Source organism: Ignatzschineria indica, from assembly GCF_003121925.1.
GTDB lineage: Bacteria > Pseudomonadota > Gammaproteobacteria > Cardiobacteriales > Wohlfahrtiimonadaceae > Ignatzschineria > Ignatzschineria indica.
The window spans coordinates 1-21,380 of record NZ_QEWR01000004.1; the positions used below are offsets into that span (position 1 = coordinate 1).

Genomic DNA, 21,380 nt, shown 5'->3' on the forward strand with positions numbered 1-21,380 from the left:
GGTAAAATTACGGGAACGACCATAGATGTTGAGCCTGGCAGTCAAGTGACCTTAACCATTCAAGGCACCGGCAAAGATGGTGAGCCATTAACGCAAGAGATTACGACGACCGTTAATAAAGATGGTAGTTACAATGCCGAAGTGCCGGTAGATTTTGTCGATGGTGATCTTGAAGTGACGGCAACGACTTTTGATCGCAACGGTAATTTAGTGACTGATCAAGATGATTTAACAAAAATCGATCATGATGAGAATCCTGAAACGCCAGTGCAAGGTAGTTTAGATCGTACTCCTGGTGATATCGAAGTTGGAGTTGATGCTAAAGGTAAAATTACGGGAACGACCATAGATGTTGAGCCTGGCAGTCAAGTGACCTTAACCATTCAAGGCACCGGCAAAGATGGTGAGCCATTAACGCAAGAGATTACGACGACCGTTAATAAAGATGGTAGTTACAATGCCGAAGTGCCGGTAGATTTTGTCGATGGTGATCTTGAAGTGACGGCAACGACTTTTGATCGCAACGGTAATTTAGTGACTGATCAAGATGATTTAACAAAAATCGATCATGATGAGAATCCTGAAACGCCAGTGCAAGGTGGTTTAGATCGTACTCCTGGTGATATCGAAGTTGAAGTTGATGCTAAAGGTAAAATCACGGGAACGACCACAGATGTTGAGCCTGGCAGTCAAGTGACTTTAACTATCGAAGGCACCGGTAAAGATGGTGAGCCATTAACGCAAGAGATTACGACGACTGTTAATGAAGATGGTAGTTACAATGCCGAAGTGCCGGTAGATTTTGTCGATGGTGATCTTGAAGTGACGGCAACGACCTTTGATCGCAACGGTAATCAGGTGACTGATCAAGATGATTTAACGAAAATCGATTATGATGAGAATCCTGAAACGCCAGTGCAAGGTGGTTTAGATCGTACTCCTGGTGATATCGAAGTTAAAGTTGATGCTAAAGGTAAAATTACGGGAACGACCATAGATGTTGAACCTGGTAGTCAAGTGACCTTAACCATTCAAGGTACCGGCAAAGATGGCGAGCCATTAACGCAAGAGATTACGACGACCGTTAATGAAGATGGTAGTTACAATGCCGAAGTGCCGGCAGATTTTGTCGATGGTGATCTTGAAGTGACGGCAACGACCTTTGATCGCAACGGTAATCAGGTGACTGATCAAGATGATTTAACAAAAATCGATCATGATGAGAATCCTGAAACGCCAGTGCAAGGTGGATTAGATCGTACTCCTGGTGATATCGAAGTTGAAGTTGATGCTAAAGGTAAAATCACGGGAACAACAACAGATGTTGAGCCTGGTAGTCAAGTGACCTTAACCATTCAAGGTACCGGCAAAGATGGCGAGCCATTAACGCAAGAGATTACGACGACTGTTAATAAAGATGGCAGTTACAATGCCGAAGTGCCGGCAGATTTTGTCGATGGTGAGCTTGAAGTGACGGCAACGACATTTGATCGCAATGGTAATTTAGTGACTGATCAAGATGATTTAACGAAAATCGATCATGATGAGAATCCTGAAACGCCAGTGCAAGGTGGTTTAGATCGTACTCCTGGTGATATCGAAGTTGAAGTTGATGTTAAAGGTAAAATTACGGGAACGACCACAGATGTTGAGCCTGGTAGTCAAGTGACTTTAACCATTCAAGGTACCGGCAAAGATGGTGAGCCATTAACACAAGAGATTACGACGACCGTTAATGAAGATGGTAGTTACAATGCCGAAGTGCCGGTAGATTTTGTCGATGGTGAGCTTGAAGTGACGGCAACGACTTTTGATCGCAACGGTAATCAGGTGACTGATCAAGATGATTTAACGAAAATCGATCATGATGAGAATCCTGAAACGCCAGTGCAGGGTGGTTTAGATCGCATTGAGAGTAATATTTCTGTTTCAGCGACTGAAGATGGCAAAATTACCGGAACAACTAAAGATGTTGCTCCTGGTAGTACTGTTAAATTAACGATCACTGGCCAGAGTGGTGAAGGAGAAGAGTTCGAGATTACTACTACAGCGGTTGTTAAAGAGGATGGCAGTTATGAAACTGAATATCCTGTAGATGCTGATGGTACCGTCGTGGTAAAAGCTGAAACTGTTGATAGAAATGGTTATAGCATTAATGATCATGATAGTTATGAGCTAGAAGTCATTCGTGATGATTATCAAGATCCAGTTATTGAAATCGGCACTAATGATTCAGATACTTTAGTGGGAACTTCTGGCAATGATCTTTTAATTGGTGATAAGGGAGGATTTAATACAAATTTTAACGATGGAGATAATTACAACATTTCTATAGTCATTGATCTTTCTTATAGCATGGAGTATGCGGTAGATCATGGTTTCGATTATACGAAGCGTCTGGATATAGTGAAGACGGGACTTAAAGCATTTATTGAAGAGATGGCTAATCATAAAGGAATCATTAATCTCCAAATTGCTGGCTTTTCAAGTGATCAGGCAGTTGTAAAGGCTTTTACTGAGCCAGTAACCTTAGATAATATGGGAGCTATACAGGATTATATTGATTCATTAGCGCCAATTGAAGTGGGTGCTAATACACAGCCTAATGTTGGATTTGATGCTGCTAATAAGTGGTTAGAAGAGGTTTCTCCTAATGGTTTTAATAATCAAACATACTTCATCTCTGATGGTGATCCATCCGTCGAGCTTGATTTGATTGATAAAGCCTTTGCTCTAGTTGCTGAGAAGAGTGCCGTCTATGCTGTAGGAATTTCGCGAGATGTAGCGTTAAAAAATGTTGAGCGTTATGATAATACAGACAAGGAAGGAAATAAAATTCCAGGAGAGTGGAATCCTCTCTATAATCATGGGGTGTCACAAGTCTTTACAACCGGAGATGAGTTTATCTCTTATCTTATAGGGGGAGCTAAGAATTTTGAGCCCATGGATATTGGGGGCGATACGATTAAAGGTGGAGCTGGAGATGATATTATTTTCGGAGATGTGATTAATACGAATTGGATTGATAGTATTTATCCTAAGAATTCAGGCTATCAGGTATTGATTTCACATCTTAAAGCAGAAGTAACAAATGGTGAAGATCCATCTAATGAGCAGATCTATAATTTTATTAAGGAGAATTATAGAAAGTTTGTGGATGCAGATGCTGAAGATCCTACTATCAAAGGTGGGGATGATATTATCTATGGTGGTGACGGCGATGACATTATTATTGCGGGTGCTGGTGACGATAGAATCTACGGTGGTGCCGGAAATGATATTATCTCGACTGGTAGTGGCGATGATACGATAGTCTATACTTTGCTACAGGCTGCGGATGCAACTGGCGGAAATGGTACTGATACTTGGATCGATTATGCAGATAACGATAAGATCGAGTTTAGTGAGGATTTCTTTGTTGGCTTATTAGAAGATAAGAGTAATATCGGAGATTACATTAAACTAGAAGAAGATGATGAAGGAAATGCGGTTCTAAAGGTTGATCGAGATGGCGCTCAAGGAGATAGTCATCAATGGGCTGATCTATTAGTCATTGAAAATAAGACATTGGATGAGTTAGATGACCTTATTAACAAGCAAGTTGTTATTGGTTAATTTTCGATTCAGCTGTTAATAAAGCTACAACAAAAGAACTTAAATAGAAGATGAGAATACCCTTAATAGTGTCAATGCTATTGAGGGTATTTTTTAATAAAGAGGTATAAGATCTAATTTTGTAATTTTTTTTATAAAAACATGGGAATTTATTGTTAGTTTTAATGAATTGTCAGTTAATTTTTGCGTTACAATGAGTCTATCGATAGTAACTATGGCTACATCATTTTATTAACATTAGGAGAATTAGTAATGAAGAAACTCGCTCTATTATCCCTTGCACTGTTGATGACAGGTTGTACTGTCGCCAACTTTCAATATACACCAGAGGGTGAATCGATCGCTGTTACAGAAGCAGAGAGAATCCCAATGCACTTAGGAGATGTCTCTGTCAATATTGCATCAAATGCGCCGAGTGATGACTTCTTCTTTAATTTAGAGAATAAAAATCATTTTGAGGCAGAATTTAAATCGACGTTTGCAAAAGCGCTTCAAGAGAGCCTTGATCAATCACAGCTCTTTAATGGTACGAAGCGAGAAGCGAACTTAAAAGCGACGGTGTTAAAATTTAGTCAATTAAGTATTGGATTACATTTCCCAACAATTATGGAAGTCAATTATCAACTCGTTGATGCGATGACAGGACGAGTTCTATTTAATCAAGATATTAGAACTGAGGCGGAAGCACCTTTAAAAGTCTCCTATCTTGGAACGGCAAGAGCGATCGATGCTCGTAATTTAACTGCACAGCAAAATATTCGTCAATTGTTAGAAGCTCTCAAAAAAGCAAATATTCGATAGCCAATCATCTAGCAATTAAACAATCTAATTTGTAGAGTAGCCTGATGGCTATTTAAGGGATAGAAAAAAGCTCACTTCAATTTGATGTGAGCTTTTTAATTATCTATATCAATCAGATTGTAAAGTATACAGATAGATATACAGGTAATACCATTATGAGAGGCCTGATTTATGCCTCAATAAAGGTTGTGTGTTTATCTAGTGGATGAATAATCTTCTCTTTAGAATCGAAATCAAAATCGGTTAAACGATAGCGATGAATGTTGAGTTCTAAGTGTGATTTGATGTAATACTCTAAGGTATTGCTATCCATTACTGCTGTATAGAATGTGATTTCACATTGGCTCTCTTTAGGCGCATTGTGATCAACTGTAGAGCCTAGTGGAAGATCAAAGTTATTGAGGATATGAAATGCTTGATTGACTGCCATTGCACTCGTCTCTTGTTCTGGCATATTCCCGGCAAAAAATGCAGCTCGAACGAATCGTGCTGGCGGAGTGAAGTCTCCCGGAATGCCCACAAGTCCAGTTCCTTGACCAAACTTAGTAAATGTTGTGTCACGTAATGTTACAGAATCACTATTAACGGGTGAATTATTCACATAATTACGTAAATTAGTTAAGTGCCATTGAAAATCAGGGGAGTTTGTCATCACGCCCACAGGATTATCGTGGATATAAAGCGTTTTATCTTGAGGTTCAATAACAATAGCATTGCCCGCCTTATCAAAGAGCGCATAGTGAAGCGGAAGGGTAAAGCCTAATGCTTCCTGTACAGATTCAATTAATTCTACATCTTTAATAAGCTCCTTTACCTCATCGATATCTTTACAGTTACCCAGAATAAATGAGAGGAGATTCTCAGGACCTAGACTATATTTTTTAGTCCCAGATGCTTTCTCTTGGTAGCTAGCATAACCAGGAAAGTAGTTGATACTTCCCATCAGACCATGCTCATTAATACCATCATTGACACCATTAAGATCTAGGAAGTTAGATCCCATAAAAGCATACTGCGTTGTGAGCTTATCTCCTTCAGTTCCACTATTTTTTACAATCTCATATTGGCGAGGGAGAAAAATTGTGGTGAAGTTAAGGTCAAAACCAAATTCCATGGTTCTGCCGGCGATAAGGCCTTCTTTAGATCTAACGCTGATAGCTGTACACATATTGTATCTCCTTATAAAATTATCGATTATGAATAGGATTAGGATTAGGATTAGGATTAGGATTAGGATTAGGATTGAATTGATGATTGAGTCTTTGTTGTGGGTACCTCTTCCTCTTTATGGCGACTAATGTGTCGGGTTGTAAAGAGTAGAAAGAGTAGAGCGATTCCGGCAAGGATATAGAGAGCATTTCTTGAAGTCTCTAATCGAGCATTCGCATTGATTTTTAATAACTCATTGATATCTGTTTGTGGAAGCTGATGTTCTTTTAAGAGTTTTTCTAGGTTGTTGTTGCTCATAAAAGTAATTCTATTTTCCGTAACAAATTCAGCAGCAACGGGAGAAATGCTCTTGTCTGCTTTAGCATGTTGCATGACATTTGCTGGATTACCAAAGGTTAGGTAGGTTCCTAGAAGAGCAACACCAAATGCTTGACCAACATTTCGTGCCGCGGCTTGAATACCACCCGATTGTTGCGCATCCTTATTACTAATTGCTTCAGCCACAATAATCGAAGCCTGGGAGGCGACTAATCCAAGACCTGTTCCTAAAATTCCAAGGCCTACATAGAGAAGGTAGTTTGTTCCTGTAGGTGTTAGCCCCATCGCCATAGGAAATGCGGATATTAAGATTGCAAGATAACCGACTTGTACCGTCGCACGGCGATTGATATTGGGATAAAGTTTAGGAATTCCCATTGAGAAGATTACCATAGCAATTCCCATAGAGGACATTGCGATCCCAGTATCTGCCGCACTATAATCGGCGACCTCAAGGAAGTAAGGGTTGATAACAATAACGATTGCAGCGAATGCTAAGAAGGTCATGGCACTTGCTAATATTCCAGAAAATGCACTCTTATTTTTAATAAATGAGCGAGGAATGAGGACCGTACCATAGCGATCTTCTTCTTTGCCTTCGACTCTCAGCAGAATATAGAGAATAATGGCGCCGAGGAAGATAAGAGGGATTGCCGGGGAGTAACCTGCAATATCAAAGGGCGCATCTGGAAGAGCGGTGAATAGGCCCCAATTGCTAATTTTGGAAAGGCCAATGATAAGAGCAAAGAGACCTAAAATAGCTAAGATACTTCCTTTTGAATCGAAATGAATTTTTAGATTGTTTTTAGGGAGTGTGGGAATGGTAAAGGTGCCTAAGAATATTAAAGCAAAATAGGCGGCAAGACTGGCAAAACTGATACGCCAGCCGACAGTATCTATCAAAAATCCAGCAGCAATAGGAGCAATAATAGAGGCAATCCCGGTGGCAGCACCAATTGCACCAAAGGCTACGACTCGAGCTTTTCCTTGGTAGAGTGCCGGAATAATTCCCAATACAGATGGGATCATTAAACTCGCGCCGACACCTACAAGTACACGACCCACCCAAGAAAAGATAAGCATATTCGGTGATAACGATACGGCAAGCTCTCCGGCAATAGCTAAGATCAAACCGATTCTAAAATTGAGTTTCCAACCGATAATAATTCCTAATAATCCTCCTACAATCATTAGGGCGCCAGCACAAAGAGAGTAGATTGTATTAGCGAGAGATATTTCGCTCATATCAGCACCTAAACCCTCTATCAGTGCAGATGTCGCAACACTTAAGATGCTATTATCTCCCGTTGTGCCAATTTGGGTTAAAACAAGGACAATAAGCACTAAGCCACTCACTTTTGGAAGCGTGTTAGTAGGCGGTGCTTGTGAAGTGATATCTTTCATAAACCCCTCTTTTTATCAAAAAACAGATCTATATTTTAAGGAAAATAGAAAACCTGATATTTTTATAAATAAAATTAATATGTTATTTTTTCATTATATCATTATTGCAATAAGTTTATTTTTAGGGGTATATCAATTTGATTTGCAACATTAACACTATGATTTTATTTGAAATATATTTATTGATTGGACAATGCATACTATTATGAATAGTTGTGTTTAATATTTTGCAAATTTAAATATGAATTTTTATCAAATTGAACTCATTAAGCTTATTAAACTCATTGAGTTTAGGTGGCTGTGAAGTTGAAGTAGAGATAAAGTAGAGATTAAAAAAAACCTCAAAGGTAGATATCACTTTGAGGTTTCGTTATTTAGAAATCTTATCAATTGGTCGGCAGTATAAAAATCGCCTCTTACCTATTTTCTATCTTCGAATGGTATAGCAAGGTGTATATTCAGACCCTGGGAGTTTCATTCGTTGCTGCTGAACAAACTCTCTTAATAGTTGATCGATCATCTCCATTAGTTCAGGATCTCCCGATAACTCAAAGGGGCCATGTTCCTGAATTGCTTGAATACCAAATTCTTTAACGTTTCCTGCAACAATACCGGAGAAAGCTTTACGTAGGTTAGCGGCTAATTGTGCTTTAGGTTGATCGAGATGAAGATCGAGCTTTGCCATATTTTCATGCGTTGGGATAAAAGGTTGCTGAAAATCTTTAGGAATAGTGAGTAACCAATTAAAGCAGTAGGCATCACCCCGTAATTCTCGGCACTCCTTAACCTGTGGCATGGATCGCTTCATTTTGCGAGCAACTGCGGCGGGGTCATCGATAATTATTTCATATAGTTTTTGTGCTTCTTCTCCTAAAGTTTTACCAATGAAGGCATCGAGAGTTCTAAAGTAATTTTCACTCTCTTTAGGACCTGTTAAAACAAGAGGGAGACAGATATCTCTATTTTTAGGATGAAGTAATAGGCCTAAGATATAGAAGAACTCTTCCGCAGTTCCGACACCACCAGGGAAGATAATAATGCCATGACCAAGACGAACAAAGGCTTCAAGGCGCTTCTCAATATCGGACATAACAATCAATTCATTGACGAGAGGATTGGGTGGTTCTGCTGCGATAATAGAGGTTTCGGTAATACCGATAAAACGACTCTCTTTATTTGATTGTCGCGCATGGCCGACCGCAGCTCCACGCATAGGGGCTTCCATGGCGCCCGGGCCACATCCTGTACAGATATTAAGATGGCGTACGCCTAGTTCCTGGCCTACGGCATAGCCATATTCATATTCTGTTTCATTAATTGAGTGCCCACCCCAACAGACGATAATATTAGGATCTTGATCTGTTAGTAGCGCATTTGCATTTCGCAAAATAGCAAAGACAAAGTCAGTGGTTAAAGAGTTGCGTTGATTTTCTGAAACCTTAATGAGTGAACCAGTTCCATTACCATTTTTATACTCATGATAGAGCGATGAGACAGAATCGATAAAAAGCGTGTCTCTTAAGACAGAAAAGAGATTGCGTCGAATAACGTTAGTTAATTTGCCATCCACAAAGACCTCTTGTGGCGGATTGAAAAGACGTAGTTTGATTCCCCGTTCTGTGCGAATTAATTCGATATCATAATCTTTATATTGACTGGCAATGAGTTGAGGATCATCGGTTTTGCTACCGGTATTGAGAACAGCGAGCGTACAGTTTCTAAAGAGAGGATAGAGCTCCCCTTTAGCTGTCTTTTTTAAGATAGCACTCTCTGTATGTGAGATCAGATCCATCGATCCTTTGGGAGGATAGATATCGTATCGAATGCGGTTTGGCATATCTGCAAACTCCTTTAGAAATAGCTCTTTTAACTTAACGTCGTGGATTGAGCGACCTTTTAATAATGATTTTAGCCATTTATTGTATCATTAAGTAGCGTATCATTAACGCCTTCTCACCCATTTTTAGGATCTAAACCTTAAAGAGCGCTTTGAGATAAGAGGGAAGCGTTCGAAGTAGTAATGTTAGTTGTTGTAATAGTAGGGATGAGGCAAGATCTGTCTGATCTTGATTTTGTTGTTGCTCAACGATCTCCCTCTTCAATTGGCTATAGGTTGGCTGATCAAATTGTCGTTGTTGTAATGTTTGAATAATAAAGTTTGAAGTTTTATCTAAAAGCTGTAGGACTTGTTGATTCTCAATGGTTGTTCGGTGAGCGCCAAGGGCGGAGAGGTATCCTAAAAAGGTATTGTTGAGGCAGAGATTGTGAAAGAGCTCTGAGAGCGCAGCTTCATCTTTCCCTTTAGTTTCTGATAAGGAAGCAAAGAGCGCGGCTAATTCACTATCAGCCTCATTGGCTCGAGCGCGTGTTGAGAGATAACTTAAACTATCATGTCGCTCCTGATGATATTGCTCTTGAATCTCCCTTAAGTATTCACTATTTTTTTCGGCGACTTTCTCATAGGCATGTTGAATATTATGATAGCGCCAATCTGGAAGAATGAAGCGTGCAGCAAACCAAGCAATTGCACAGCCAATAATGGTATCAATTAAGCGCTCTGGAGCAATAAATGCATAATCATTGAGGTTAAAACTGATCAAGACCATAATCGTAATCAGGGCTGTTGTAAAGGAGTAGCCTAGAGCACTCAAGCTAAAAAAGAGTGTGCTACTTGCAATGACAATTAGGACCTGCAATGACGTTGAGGGTGAAAACTGAAGAAAAAGTAGTGTGAATAAGACACCAATAAAGGTGCCGGAGAGCCGTTTTAAGATACGACTTTTGGTGACAATTACATTAGGCTGGCAGACAAAAATAGCTGTTAAGACAATCCAATAGATGCGATTGGTGACAGGACCATTCCCGAGTAGATGGGTATTAGCGAGATTAATTCCCCAGATTATGAGGTAACCTACCCCCATGACAAAGCCCATTCTGACGGCATGACGAAAAATTTCTGACTCTTTAGTTAAATGGGCATTGATAGTTTGATAGATATTGAGAAGTGAGTCTTTCAGAGATGCTATTTTGCTGCTCTTCTTCGTGGGAAGTAGCGCTTTAATCTCCCTTTGAAAAAGCTCTGAATCTGTTAAACCGCTCTCCATCTTAAGAAGGAGAGTATTGATCTGTTTGAGGTTATGAAGGATATTTTCGATCGAGATAATAATTTCAAGCGATGCGGCATGATCTTTTTTGAGTCTTAATGTGGTCTCTTCAAGACGGCTCGTGATGCGTGAGAGATATTGTGGATAGAGATACTCTTTTTTATGAAGTAGAGCTTCGGCCACCTTTTGAGCCGCATTGCCTTGCTGCATCATGACACGCTGATAGCGAAAGAGCAGATCACTATAGAGAAACTCTTTATGCAGGATCTCATATTCTACATGGATAGATGATGCGCGCTCGTAGATCGCTTGTGCTACAAGGTAGTAATTGAGAAGTTCTGAATAGGGCTGATTAGATTGCTCATTCTGTAATCTTCGTATTAAAGCACCCTTAATACTATTGAGGCGCGTTGTTAATGTTTTGCCGGCAATAGAGAGTTTTAATTTGAGTTTTTGAATGCTTTCCCCCTCATCAGGATCGAAGAAACGTGCTTTAAGCTCTAAAAAGTGAGCAAGATCTCGATAGGCCTCACCTAATGATTCTGTGATAGGGCGAGCGGGCCAGATAATATGAAAAAGTAGGGAAATAAGATGATACCAGAGTGCGCCAGTTAGCAGTGTTAATGGTTGAATATACCAAGCTCGATCTGGTTCCAGAGTGAGCATAGCATAGACCATTAAGACTAAAGTTCCAAAGGCGGTTGTTGCGTAACGCTCTCCTAATGCGCCTAACATAATCAAGGCGCTTGTTCCTAAAGTACAGAGGAGAAGAAAGAGTGGTGGGTAGGGAAAGAAGAGCTCGACGGTTGTAGCTACCAGAAAGAAGATGAGCAGAATTAAGCCAATATTTTTAATTCTGCCTTTAATATGGTCATCCAGATCAGAGAGTGCTGCCGCTACAGCGCCTAAGATAGGGGCGAGTTGAAGATCGCCGGTCAGTGCCATAGGGATCAGTACAACGCCCACCATAATGATCAATATTTTGAGACTATAGAGAAGATAATTATTATAAAAAGGAGCCATAATTTTTGTGAGCGCTAACATTCTATTCATCTCATAATCTCCATAGCGAGGGGAAGTGGCTATTTTACCACTCTATTGTCCGGTCGTGTCTTTCATCTCTCTTCTTTCAGCCTTTTACTCCTGCTCTTCTGTCTTAGAAACGGATCAGCTCTTTGGGGTAGAGATAGTAATCGAGAGGCATATCCCCTGAGTAACTATCCAATATCTTTTCAATAGGTGGGAAGAAGCCGACTCCAATCTTAATAAGATGGGGATAGGTTTTAAAAAATTGATCATAAAAACCGCCCCCATAACCGACGCGATGTCCCTTTATGTCACAAGCTAAAAGAGGGGTAATAACTGTTGTAATAGAGCTGATCTCTTCCTCGGTTAAGGGGCTATAATCCTCAGTCGGCTCAGGAATACCCCAACGACTAGTTTTTAGTTTAGTTTCTGCTGTTAATGGGATATGTTCAAGCGCTCCTTGTCTGACTCTTGGAACGGCAACTCTAATATTGTAGTGCCAAAGGTGTGGGAGTAGAGGACGCAGATCGACCTCTCTTTGAGCTTCTATCGGCAGGAAGAGATGGAGATGCATTGCTGAGGGTTGCTCTCTTTTTAGATCGATTAAGTAGCTCAAAAGTTGCCGGCAAATCTCTTGCGAATATTGCCGATATTGATCATCTGAAAGAGCTCTTCTTGCATTGCTGAAATAATCTCTCAGTTCTGCTTTCTCTGCGCTGCGGGGAGGATCGATCTGCATGATAGGTTGCTCCTTTTAAGACTTAGGAAGAATCTAGAAAGAATCTAGAAAGAATCTAGAAAGGGGAGGATAAGAGAGATGATAAAGTAGATAAGAAAGGACAAGAAAAAGCCTAGCATATGAGGGCTAGGCTGTTTAAAGCTTATTATTGCATTACTTATTTTTCGGTCTCGCCTAGAATGGGATATCATCATCGAAGTCATCAAAGTCAGCCATTCCACTTTCTTGCTGTTTAGGCTGATTAAATCCTTGATTCTGTCCTTGATTTTGGCTCTGATTATAGCCTTGGTTTTGTTGTGGACGAGGTGCTTGTTGTGATCCGCCATAAGAATCTTGTTGCGGTGCTTGATTAAAGTCTTGGTAACCAGAAGATGCGGCAGGACCTCCAAAGTTATTGCCACCGCCACCACCACCGCCTAACATCTGTAGCTCATTTGCATTGATGTCGGTAGAGTAGCGCTCAATACCATTTTTATCGGTATATTTATTAGTCCGAAGAGAACCCTCTACATAGACTTGGCTTCCTTTTTTAAGATATTGCCCAGCAATTTCTGCTAAGCGACCGAAAAAGACAACGCGGTGCCATTCGGTGCGCTCTTGCTGTTGTCCAGTATTACGATCTTTCCAACTCTCTGATGTTGCAACAGAGATGGTGGTAACAGCGCTACCTGCAGCAGTGTAACGAACATCAGGGTCATTACCGAGACGACCAACAAGAATAACTTTATTAATTCCACGAGACATAGTAAAAACCTTAAATCATGTAATGAGTATAAATAGTATTGCTACACTATACGCTATTTGTGCGTTATTTTAAATTTATTGGATGACAATGAATATGATTAGATCATCAACTATTATCAGAGTGTAATGATTTGATAACAGTTTGATAATATTTTGATATTTGATAAGAATCCCCTCTTATAATCGATATCGTTTGTCAGCGATAAGCGTAGTAGAGAGAAGATTAATTAGGGTCTAACCTCAATAAAGGGGATTCTCTGTTCATCGAGGTTCCGCTTTGTCTGTGCTAAATCTCTCGGGCTAAATGGACCAATTTGAACGCGGTAAACTGTTTTCCCATTAACGGTGACTTTATTGACCGTTGGCGTATACCCCATCGACTCCAACTGTGACTTATGAATATTTGCTTCAAAAGTAGAGGAGAAGCTGCCGGTTTGTAGCTTTTTCTGAATGCCTTGATCGCGATCTGGCTCAGGAGCAACATATTCGGAGACAGAGAGTAACTCAAGCGCTAACTCATTTTTGATCTCTTTATCCACCGATTCATATCCGGAGGGTTGGCTGATCAATTCAAATTTAAGAGGCTTTTTCTCCTCTTTGGGGATCATCGGCACTTCACTAAGGTTGCGCCCGCCAATAGTCTCTTCTCCTGCCATATGGAAGGAGCGATTAGCGAGTTGCTCATAGAAAGAGAACTCCGATTCTGGAATCTGAATCTCTTCAGGAGAGAAGGGCTTTTGCTTCTCAAGCTCCCGCGCTAATGCTCGCTCTTCTTGTGCGATGCGTCGCGCCTCTTTCTCTGCTGCTTTTTTTTCTGCATGATGGGCAAAAAAGAGGGAGATCGCGATCACTGCAGCAACAATGATCACATAGACAATGAACTCCCCTCGAGTGGGAGTTCTACGGAAGAAGCGGAGAAAAGATTTAACTCTTCTCCATTGTCCTTTTATCTGTACTTGATCTATTTTTGGCATACTTTGCGCATCACTTAGGATTGAAGTTACAACGTTATATTACATCTTTATTATTACATCTTTGTTGGTGCCGAGAGACCTAATAGTGTTAATCCATTTGCAAGAACTTGTTTCGCAGCCATCAAGAGATAGAGCTTGGCATCTTGTAGCCCTTTTTCTGACTCATTATCAGTTAAGATACGAATGGCATTTCCAGATTCATCTTTTGCATTGTAATAGCTATGAACATCTGCCGCGAGCTCTTGGAGATAATTTGCGATCAGATGAGGTGCTCGATTTCTACCGGCAGTTGCAACCATCTCTCCAAAGCTAGAAAGGGTACGCATTAAGCGATATTCAGCGGTAGCTGTTAGTAGAGAGAGATGTTTTGCCGCAAATTCTGCATCAAAATTGTGATCGCGCTTCTCTCTTTCTGCCAAGATTGAGCAGATACGAGCATGTGCATATTGAATATAGTAGACCGGATTATCGCTCGACTGAGAGAGCGCAAGATCGATATCAAATTGAAGTTGAGAATCAGGATTACGTGCCGCTAAGAAGTAGCGCGTTGCATCTTTTCCGACCTCATCGATCAGATCACGTAATGTGACGTAAGATCCAGCACGTTTGGAGATTTTTACCTCTTTGCCATCTCTCAATACCATCACCATTTGGTGAAGGATATATTCCGGCCATCCTTGAGGAATACCGATATCAAGTGCTTGAAGCCCCGCTCTTACACGGGAGATTGTGCCGTGATGATCTGCGCCTTGTTCATTAATGACAAAGCGAAAGCCACGTTCCCATTTTTTCTCATGGTAAGCAACATCAGGGACAAAATAGGTATATCCACCCTCTTTTTTACGCATAACGCGATCTTTATCATCGCCATATTCTGTTGTCTTTAACCAGAGCGCGCCCTCTTCCTCATAAGTGACCCCTTTCTCAATTAATCGCTCAACAACGCGATCAACAGAGCCATCTTTATAGAGAGAGGACTCTAGGTAGTAGACATCGAAATTGATGTCGAACGCTTTAAGGTCTAGATCTTGCTCCCGGCGAAGATAGGCAACGGCAAAGTTACGGATATTCTCTAGATCTTCAGGATCACCCGATGCCGTGATTTCGCGATCATCCGCTGCAACGCTCTCTTTTGCTAGATAGCTCTTTGCGATATCGATAATATATTCCCCGCGATAACCATCTTCAGGCCAGCCCTTATCTTCAGGGGTTTTACCATCAATGCGCGCTTTGACTGAAGCGGCAAGATTATCGATCTGAGCGCCGGCATCGTTGTAGTAAAATTCACGCGTAACATCGAAGCCATTTGCCTCAAGTAAGCGGGCGATAGAGTCGCCTACTGCCGCTCCCCGACCATGGCCGACATGGAGGGGGCCTGTGGGATTTGCAGAAACAAATTCAATCTGTACTTTTTCCCGATCGCCACTCTCGTTGTGCCCATATTGAGCTCTTTTGGTAAGAACATTTTGTAGCTCGTGATGGTAGACATCGGGTTTGAAGGTAAAGTTAAGAAAGCCAGGACCTGCGATCTCAATCTTTTCAATTTCAGGCTGCTCTCCGATTGCATCGACTATTTTTTCAGCTAATGCACGAGGATTGCTCTTAAAGGCGCGAGCAGACATCATTGCAATATTACTTGCAAAGTCACCATGGCTAAGATCGCGAGTTCTCTCAACGCTCTTATCAGCGAGTGCGAGATCGATCTCGACCTGCTCATTTTCTGCAACCTGTTGAAGGGCCTGTTTAATAATGCGGATAGGAATCTGTTTCATACGTTATTTTACGTTTACTCTATTAAAATAGACACGAGAGATAGATACGAGAGAAAAAAGAGAGAGTAGTCATTAGTCCTTCGATCTTGAGTACATATCATATTGATAGGATATGTAATCAATAGAATCGTGATGAATCTAATACTACTCTTGAATACTACTCTTGCAATCTTCGTGTTATTGATTGAATTTATTGAGGAGTGATTGCATCTTCTCGTCGAGCGTCTGCTGAGGTGCTTTTTCAACCGCCTTTTTGGGAGCTGAAGCATGTGGTTTGGCCGCTCTGGGCTTACGGTTTTTAGGTGCTTTTTGCGCCTGTTTTTCAGCTCGTTTTTTGGCTCTTTCAGGGTTTTTCTTGGCAAGAAGCGCTTGAATTTTTTCAACGTTCTCTTTAGCAAGAGCACGATGTTCATCATCAATTGCTTCTGCTTCTGTACCATCAAGATTCGTTCTATGAGGTGCATGGACAACTGCTTGTTGATAACGAAGCTGCTTGGTATACCAAGAGAGAGCAGAGCGAAGATTAACCGCACTAAAACCCCATTCAGTGACGATCGGAATGAGTTGCTTGTGAATACCGATCGCTAATGCTACAGGACGACCATCCTTGGGCTTAGGAAAGATATTCGGAAACTCTTCTGATAACTTCTGGAGAAGCTGTTGTGAGATTTCGATACGTTTTTGACGAGCTTCTTGCGGCGAGAGGTGAACCTCTTCTTGTGGAGCCGATGCTTCTAGTTGTGTATTATTTTCGTTTGACATTATTTCCAAAACCTAGATCTATAAAATTTTTGCTAAGGCTAATTTTATTATATCTTAGCGATAATTGCATTAAGGTGGTAAAATTCTTCTGTTTACACAAGTGTTGAGATGACTCTTTAGAGAGGCAATAGATCGATATAACTCATTGAATTTTTCAGAAGTGAGCCTTTATGAAACTGCGTATTTTATCTTTGATAGCTTTATTGTTTATATCCCTTCCAAGTGCGATGGCGCGTCTTGGAACCGTTGATGGTATCGCGATAGTGATCAACAATGACATTATCACATTATCTGATTGGCAGCGGGAATTAGATCTTGCAAAGCAAGAGATGGCCTATCTGCCACCGAATCAAAGAATGAGTGGAACAGAGCTCGAAGATCATGTTGCTCGTGTCTTAATTACGAGCAAATTTCAGGATCAATTTGCAAAACAACTCGGACTTTATGTTCAAAATAATGAAGTTGATGCCGCAATTATGGATATTGCCGCGCGAAATGGTACAGATGTTGCAACCTTAAAAGAGTATATTGCTTATCAAGGAATGGACTTTAATCAGTATCGTGAAAATATTCGTGGGCAGATGTTGGCCTCTCGGTTACAAAATCAGGTTATCCAAGGGGTCAATATTACAGAAAAAGAGCTCGATCTCTATATGAAGACAGCGGAATTTAAGCGTCTTAAAGAGGAGATGATGCGTGCGGATGTGCCTCAACATAAAGTGAGTCATATTTTAGTTGCTGTGAATAAAGATAAGTCGGAAGAGAAAGCGTTACAGGAAGCGAATCGTCTTAGAGATCGTATTATCTCTGGAGATGGGACATTTGAAGATATCGCTCGTGCAAATTCACAAGATCCCTTCTCTGCAGCGCAAGATGGTGATTTAGGTTGGGTGGGTGTTGGGCAATTAGCACCTACTTTTGAGAAGACAATGATGACGCTTCCGATTGGTGAAATTAGTCAACCTGTAAGAACGCCATATGGTTACCACCTTATTAAGGTAGAAGAGCGTCGTAAAGGTTTCCAAGATGATGAGACCATTCGTAATGTTGCGCGTGAATTCTATTTCCGTAAGAAAGCGGGCGATACTTTTGATGAGTGGCTCAATAGAATGTTGTCGGATGTCCATATTGAGAAGCATGTGGGAACGCCAACAAAGCAATAGACAAAAATCATAAAAAAGATCATAAAAAAGATCATAAGAGAGAGCTCCGATAATCCAGAGAAGGGTAGCGGAGCTCTTTTTTATAGTCAGAATAGGGATAACCCTTTAAAATAGAGCGAGAGAGTAGGATACAATAGGAGAGGCAAGGGGCGAGTAAGGGCGCTATTTGTTTTGTAAAATCTTCTTTTTTAAATTGTAAGAATCGTAAGCGCTCTCAGCTTTGGTAAGTATTATAAAAGTTAACATCATGCTCAAGATTGAGATTGATAGTAGAGATAAAATAAAGGTTATAAGAGATGAATAAACCACAACACAAAGCCCGGAAACGATTTGGCCAAAACTTTTTGGTAGATGAGAGCATTATCTTTCAAATTGTAGATGCCATCATGCCACTGCCTGGCGACAGAGTGGTTGAGATAGGGCCTGGTCTTGGTGCGATGACGCGTCCACTTCTTGCCGCCGCAAAAGAGATGACCGTGATTGAGCTAGATCGTGATCTCATCGCTTATTTAGAGTCATTACGAGGTTTGACGGTTATTAACCAAGATGTGTTGCAGGTTGATTTAGCTCAGTTGTGTGACGAAGGAAAGAAACTTCGTGTTGTTGGAAATCTTCCCTATAACATCTCAACACCTATTATCTTTCATCTACTTGCCCATGTTGAGTTGATCGAAGATATGCACTTTATGCTTCAAAAAGAGGTGATTGACCGCATGGCGGCTCAGCCGGGAGAATCAGCATTTGGCCGGCTCTCTATAATGGTACAACGTTATTGTGAGGTCGTCCCACTTTTGGAGATCCCACCTCATGCATTTGATCCTGCACCGAAGGTGATGAGTCAATTTGTACGATTGATTCCTTATCAGGGAAATCCTTACGGCATTAAGAGTGATGCGCTCTTTTTTGATGTAGTAAAGGCTGCTTTTGCCATGAAAAGAAAGATGTTACGAAATAACTTAAAAGGATTGATGAGTGAGGCAGAGATTGAAGCACTCGATATTGATCCCAAAATTCGGGCAGAAAATTTAGAGATCGAAGATTTTGTCCGTTTAAGTAACTATTTAGCTGAACGAAGTTAGAGGATAGCGCTCTAAAATATATCGCTAATGGATTAATGGAGTAGGCATGAAAGAGAATATCTATGCTGTTATTGATTTAGGCTCGAATAGTTTTCATATGGCAGTAATGCAGGAAGATCATGGCAGAATCATGGTGGTCGATCGCATTAAGGAGATGGTGCAGTTAGGATATGGTCTACTCGATGGTGGTGGCATTGATCCTGTTGTCAGAGAGCGGGCACTCCACTGTCTACGGATGTTTCGAGAGCGTTTAGTCAATATTGCCCCTCAAAATTGCCGGGCTGTGGGGACGTTAACGCTTCGAAAGATGAAAGATCCTCATTTTATTAAAGAAGCGGAAGCGGCTTTAGGTCTACCTATTGATATCATTTCTGGTCGAGAAGAGGCGCGTCTGATCTATCTAGGCGTTTCTCAATATGTGCATGTTGAGAATCAAGATCTTTTTGTGATGGATATTGGTGGGGGAAGTACCGAATTTATCTTAGGTCATCAGAATAGTATTAAATCGGCTTATAGCCGTGATGTGGGCTGTGTCAATATGACTCGCCGTTTCTTTCCTGACAGAGCTTTTACTCAGCAGGGATATGAGCAGGCGCTGATCTATATTGAGTCGGAATTGCAATCGCTCCGTTACCTTATACCGTACAAAGATGCTTATTTTATTGGAACATCTGGCACGATTAAAACAATTGGGACCTTGATCACCTATTTAGGTTTTGAGGATGAGGTGATTACGAGAGAAGCTCTTAAAAGGCTTGTGCGTAAGTTTATCGCTTTAGGATCTGTTAAGAAGATTGCTAAATTTTTCGATATTAGTGAATTGCGGGCAGATGTAATCGGTGCCGGTTTAGTGATTTTACAGGCGGCTTTTAAAATTCTTTCGATTAAGCAGATGGCCGTGACAAATGTGGCATTGCGAGAAGGGATTCTTTTTGATCTTTTAGGACGAGTCCAACAGAAAGATCGCCGAGATGAGACCATCAATAGTCTTATTACTCGATTGGGGGCTGATGAAGGGCAGGCGCGCCGGGTTGCTATCAGCAGTCTCAAATTAGCAAAGATGTTGAAGAATCGAGAAGGGGAGAAGATCACCCTCAATGAGGAGGCGCTCCGTTACCTTAAGTGGGCCTCTTATCTTCATGAGATCGGTTTGTCGATCTCCCATCATCGTCACTTTCGTCACTCTGCCTATCTTGTTGAGCATGCCGATTTAGATGGTTTTAGTAAGCAGGATCAGCGAATTTTAGCCACTATTATTCGCAATCATCAACGAAAAATAGATCTTGATGACTTTACTGGCCTTCCCGAATATCTATTGAAGGTGACACTTCTGCTGCGTGTTTCGGTCCTCTTTAATCGCGGTCGTTATTTACAAGAATCACCGACGGTAGAGATTATTGTGTCAGATAAGGAGATAGAACTCCATTTTGAGGAGAATTGGTTAAAAGAGCATCCCCTCTTTCAAGAAGATCTCTCAAGTGAGCGACGCTTCTTGCGTCAAGCGGGCATTGATCTTACCTGGTAGTGAGCGCACTTTTAAAGATGTTAGCGATATTAGCTCTGTTGGAATTTTAAAGAGTTCAAAGACTTTAAAGACTTTAAAGAATTTAAAGATGTTAAAGGGCTTCCCGATATTTAAATCGAGAAGCCTTTTCTTTCGACTATCTATTTTTGATGATGAAATCGGGATAAATTTTGGATGCTTCAATATAGGGTTTGGGATCACGCCCTCGAAGAAAGCCCCAATCTGCTTTGAGCAGGGTTTTACATCCTGCTTCATTTCCACCTAAGATATCGGTATGGAGTGTATCTCCCACCATTAAGATGCGATTTGCCTCAAATGCTCCAACCACCTCTTCAATTTTATTAAAAGCGGCTCTATAGCTATTCTGGAACGGTTTGCCACAATAGGTGATCTCAAGATCAGGAATCATCTTAAGAAGTTCAATCGCGTAATAACCCGGCTCCACTGAAAATGAGGTCTCTAGCGGTGCGCTAATATCAGGATTCCCAATGATCACTGGACGTCGACGCTTAATGAGAGAGATGGTGAGAAGATCTTGCCATTTTTGATTCCAATAGCTCGTTGCAAGAAAGATAAAGCCATCCACACGATCGATATTTTCTTTTGAGAGAAGTACAGTATTTGCCGGCATTCGCTCAATAAAGGCACCATCGCCCACAATCACACCCCAAGTGCCACCGGCACGTGTTAATTCAAAGTGGGGAAGTTCAAGCTCTACAGCATCTCGAGAGGAGATAATGTGGGATGCCGGAATATCATATCCTAAAGGGGGATACATTTTAGCTCGCACATCGGTGGGATAAGATGCACCATTTGTGAGGATAAAAGCCTCTTTTCCTTCACTCTGTAAGGCTTTGATAGTATCGGGCATGTGAGGAACGGCAGTGCCTCCCACGTTGAGTACTCCAAAACCATCGAGTAACAAGATATCAAACTGCTCTTTGATCGCAAGAAGGGAGTCGACTTGCTCCGCTGCTTTGATGGGAGCATCACTTTCAGGAAAGAGTCGGTCATGATTGTAATGAGTATCATAGAGTGACCAAACTTTATCAAAATCAAGCATTTTACACCTTTATTGCAAGAAGTCGGGTTGTCAAAAAATTAGAGCTCTACCATATCATACCTTTATGGCAATGTTTTAACATGTTGTTTTAAGTGATTAGCAGATAATTATTTGAGATCAT

15 protein-coding genes are annotated in these 21,380 nt (G+C 41.0%); 5 read left to right on the forward strand and 10 right to left on the reverse strand.

Annotated elements, in window-relative coordinates; translation table 11 throughout:
- Both DC082_RS10935 and DC082_RS07450 read left to right on the forward strand, forming a co-directional pair.
- Positions 1 to 3,615: type I secretion C-terminal target domain-containing protein (locus DC082_RS10935; protein WP_109236453.1), on the forward strand; the 3,615-nt coding region annotated here is incomplete at its 5' end.
- 252 nt (positions 3,616 to 3,867) lie between these two features.
- Positions 3,868 to 4,416 carry a hypothetical protein gene (locus tag DC082_RS07450; RefSeq protein ID WP_109236454.1) on the forward strand — a complete coding sequence of 183 codons (549 nt, stop codon included), beginning with the start codon at positions 3,868 to 3,870 and terminating at the stop codon, positions 4,414 to 4,416.
- Positions 4,417 to 4,585: 169 nt separating this feature from the next.
- Here the strand turns inward: DC082_RS07450 and DC082_RS07455 are convergent, their stop codons facing one another.
- The 9 genes from DC082_RS07455 to DC082_RS07495 all read right to left on the reverse strand — a co-directional run bounded on the left by DC082_RS07455 (position 4,586) and on the right by DC082_RS07495 (position 16,429).
- Positions 4,586 to 5,584: a linear amide C-N hydrolase gene (locus tag DC082_RS07455; protein ID WP_109236455.1), complete on the reverse strand. Its 999-nt coding sequence runs from the start codon at positions 5,582 to 5,584 to the stop codon at positions 4,586 to 4,588.
- Between the two features lie 68 nt (positions 5,585 to 5,652).
- On the reverse strand, positions 5,653 to 7,308 hold the full coding sequence (locus DC082_RS07460) for an MFS transporter (RefSeq protein WP_109236456.1): 1,656 nt from the start codon (positions 7,306 to 7,308) through the stop codon (positions 5,653 to 5,655).
- Positions 7,309 to 7,735: 427 nt separating this feature from the next.
- Positions 7,736 to 9,145: a nucleotide 5'-monophosphate nucleosidase PpnN gene (gene ppnN, locus DC082_RS07465; protein WP_229821672.1), complete on the reverse strand. Its 1,410-nt coding sequence runs from the start codon at positions 9,143 to 9,145 to the stop codon at positions 7,736 to 7,738.
- Positions 9,146 to 9,278: 133 nt separating this feature from the next.
- The gene (gene yccS / locus DC082_RS07470; protein ID WP_109236457.1) at positions 9,279 to 11,465 is read right to left on the reverse strand and encodes a YccS family putative transporter; all 2,187 of its coding nucleotides are present in this window, start codon (positions 11,463 to 11,465) and stop codon (positions 9,279 to 9,281) included.
- 103 nt (positions 11,466 to 11,568) lie between these two features.
- A complete protein-coding gene (locus tag DC082_RS07475) occupies positions 11,569 to 12,177 on the reverse strand; it encodes a 5-formyltetrahydrofolate cyclo-ligase (RefSeq protein WP_109236458.1) in 609 nt (202 codons plus the stop codon).
- Positions 12,178 to 12,351: 174 nt separating this feature from the next.
- Positions 12,352 to 12,921, reverse strand: coding sequence for a single-stranded DNA-binding protein (locus tag DC082_RS07480; protein ID WP_109236459.1), 570 nt, complete (start codon positions 12,919 to 12,921; stop codon positions 12,352 to 12,354).
- A gap of 227 nt (positions 12,922 to 13,148) precedes the next feature.
- A complete protein-coding gene (locus tag DC082_RS07485; protein ID WP_109236460.1) occupies positions 13,149 to 13,895 on the reverse strand; it encodes an SPOR domain-containing protein in 747 nt (248 codons plus the stop codon).
- Between the two features lie 53 nt (positions 13,896 to 13,948).
- The gene (argS, locus tag DC082_RS07490) at positions 13,949 to 15,667 is read right to left on the reverse strand and encodes an arginine--tRNA ligase (protein ID WP_109236461.1); all 1,719 of its coding nucleotides are present in this window, start codon (positions 15,665 to 15,667) and stop codon (positions 13,949 to 13,951) included.
- 177 nt (positions 15,668 to 15,844) lie between these two features.
- A complete protein-coding gene (locus tag DC082_RS07495; protein WP_109236462.1) occupies positions 15,845 to 16,429 on the reverse strand; it encodes a ProQ/FINO family protein in 585 nt (194 codons plus the stop codon).
- Positions 16,430 to 16,599: 170 nt separating this feature from the next.
- Here DC082_RS07495 and DC082_RS07500 point away from each other — a divergent pair, with 170 nt between their 5' ends.
- The 3 genes from DC082_RS07500 (at position 16,600) to DC082_RS07510 (ending at position 20,196) form a co-directional block, all read left to right on the forward strand.
- On the forward strand, positions 16,600 to 17,592 hold the full coding sequence (locus tag DC082_RS07500; protein ID WP_094567649.1) for a peptidylprolyl isomerase: 993 nt from the start codon (positions 16,600 to 16,602) through the stop codon (positions 17,590 to 17,592).
- A gap of 296 nt (positions 17,593 to 17,888) precedes the next feature.
- Entirely contained in the window at positions 17,889 to 18,671 is a 783-nt protein-coding gene (gene rsmA, locus DC082_RS07505) for a 16S rRNA (adenine(1518)-N(6)/adenine(1519)-N(6))-dimethyltransferase RsmA (protein ID WP_109236463.1), read from the forward strand.
- A 46-nt stretch (positions 18,672 to 18,717) separates the two neighbouring features.
- A complete protein-coding gene (locus tag DC082_RS07510; RefSeq protein WP_109236464.1) occupies positions 18,718 to 20,196 on the forward strand; it encodes a Ppx/GppA phosphatase family protein in 1,479 nt (492 codons plus the stop codon).
- A 136-nt stretch (positions 20,197 to 20,332) separates the two neighbouring features.
- Here the strand turns inward: DC082_RS07510 and DC082_RS07515 are convergent, their stop codons facing one another.
- Positions 20,333 to 21,259, reverse strand: coding sequence for an HAD-IIA family hydrolase (locus DC082_RS07515; protein WP_109236465.1), 927 nt, complete (start codon positions 21,257 to 21,259; stop codon positions 20,333 to 20,335).
- Between the last annotated feature and the right edge of the window lie 121 nt (positions 21,260 to 21,380).

Coding starts and splice junctions, on each gene's coding strand:
- DC082_RS07450 (WP_109236454.1), top strand. CDS start 3,868: ATGAAGAAACTCGCTCTATTATCCCTTGCACTGTTGATGACAGGTTGT.
- DC082_RS07455 (WP_109236455.1), bottom strand. CDS start 5,584: ATGTGTACAGCTATCAGCGTTAGATCTAAAGAAGGCCTTATCGCCGGC.
- DC082_RS07460 (WP_109236456.1), bottom strand. CDS start 7,308: ATGAAAGATATCACTTCACAAGCACCGCCTACTAACACGCTTCCAAAA.
- ppnN (WP_229821672.1), bottom strand. CDS start 9,145: ATGCCAAACCGCATTCGATACGATATCTATCCTCCCAAAGGATCGATG.
- yccS (WP_109236457.1), bottom strand. CDS start 11,465: ATGAATAGAATGTTAGCGCTCACAAAAATTATGGCTCCTTTTTATAAT.
- DC082_RS07475 (WP_109236458.1), bottom strand. CDS start 12,177: ATGCAGATCGATCCTCCCCGCAGCGCAGAGAAAGCAGAACTGAGAGAT.
- DC082_RS07480 (WP_109236459.1), bottom strand. CDS start 12,921: ATGTCTCGTGGAATTAATAAAGTTATTCTTGTTGGTCGTCTCGGTAAT.
- DC082_RS07485 (WP_109236460.1), bottom strand. CDS start 13,895: ATGCCAAAAATAGATCAAGTACAGATAAAAGGACAATGGAGAAGAGTT.
- argS (WP_109236461.1), bottom strand. CDS start 15,667: ATGAAACAGATTCCTATCCGCATTATTAAACAGGCCCTTCAACAGGTT.
- DC082_RS07495 (WP_109236462.1), bottom strand. CDS start 16,429: ATGTCAAACGAAAATAATACACAACTAGAAGCATCGGCTCCACAAGAA.
- DC082_RS07500 (WP_094567649.1), top strand. CDS start 16,600: ATGAAACTGCGTATTTTATCTTTGATAGCTTTATTGTTTATATCCCTT.
- rsmA (WP_109236463.1), top strand. CDS start 17,889: ATGAATAAACCACAACACAAAGCCCGGAAACGATTTGGCCAAAACTTT.
- DC082_RS07510 (WP_109236464.1), top strand. CDS start 18,718: ATGAAAGAGAATATCTATGCTGTTATTGATTTAGGCTCGAATAGTTTT.
- DC082_RS07515 (WP_109236465.1), bottom strand. CDS start 21,259: ATGCTTGATTTTGATAAAGTTTGGTCACTCTATGATACTCATTACAAT.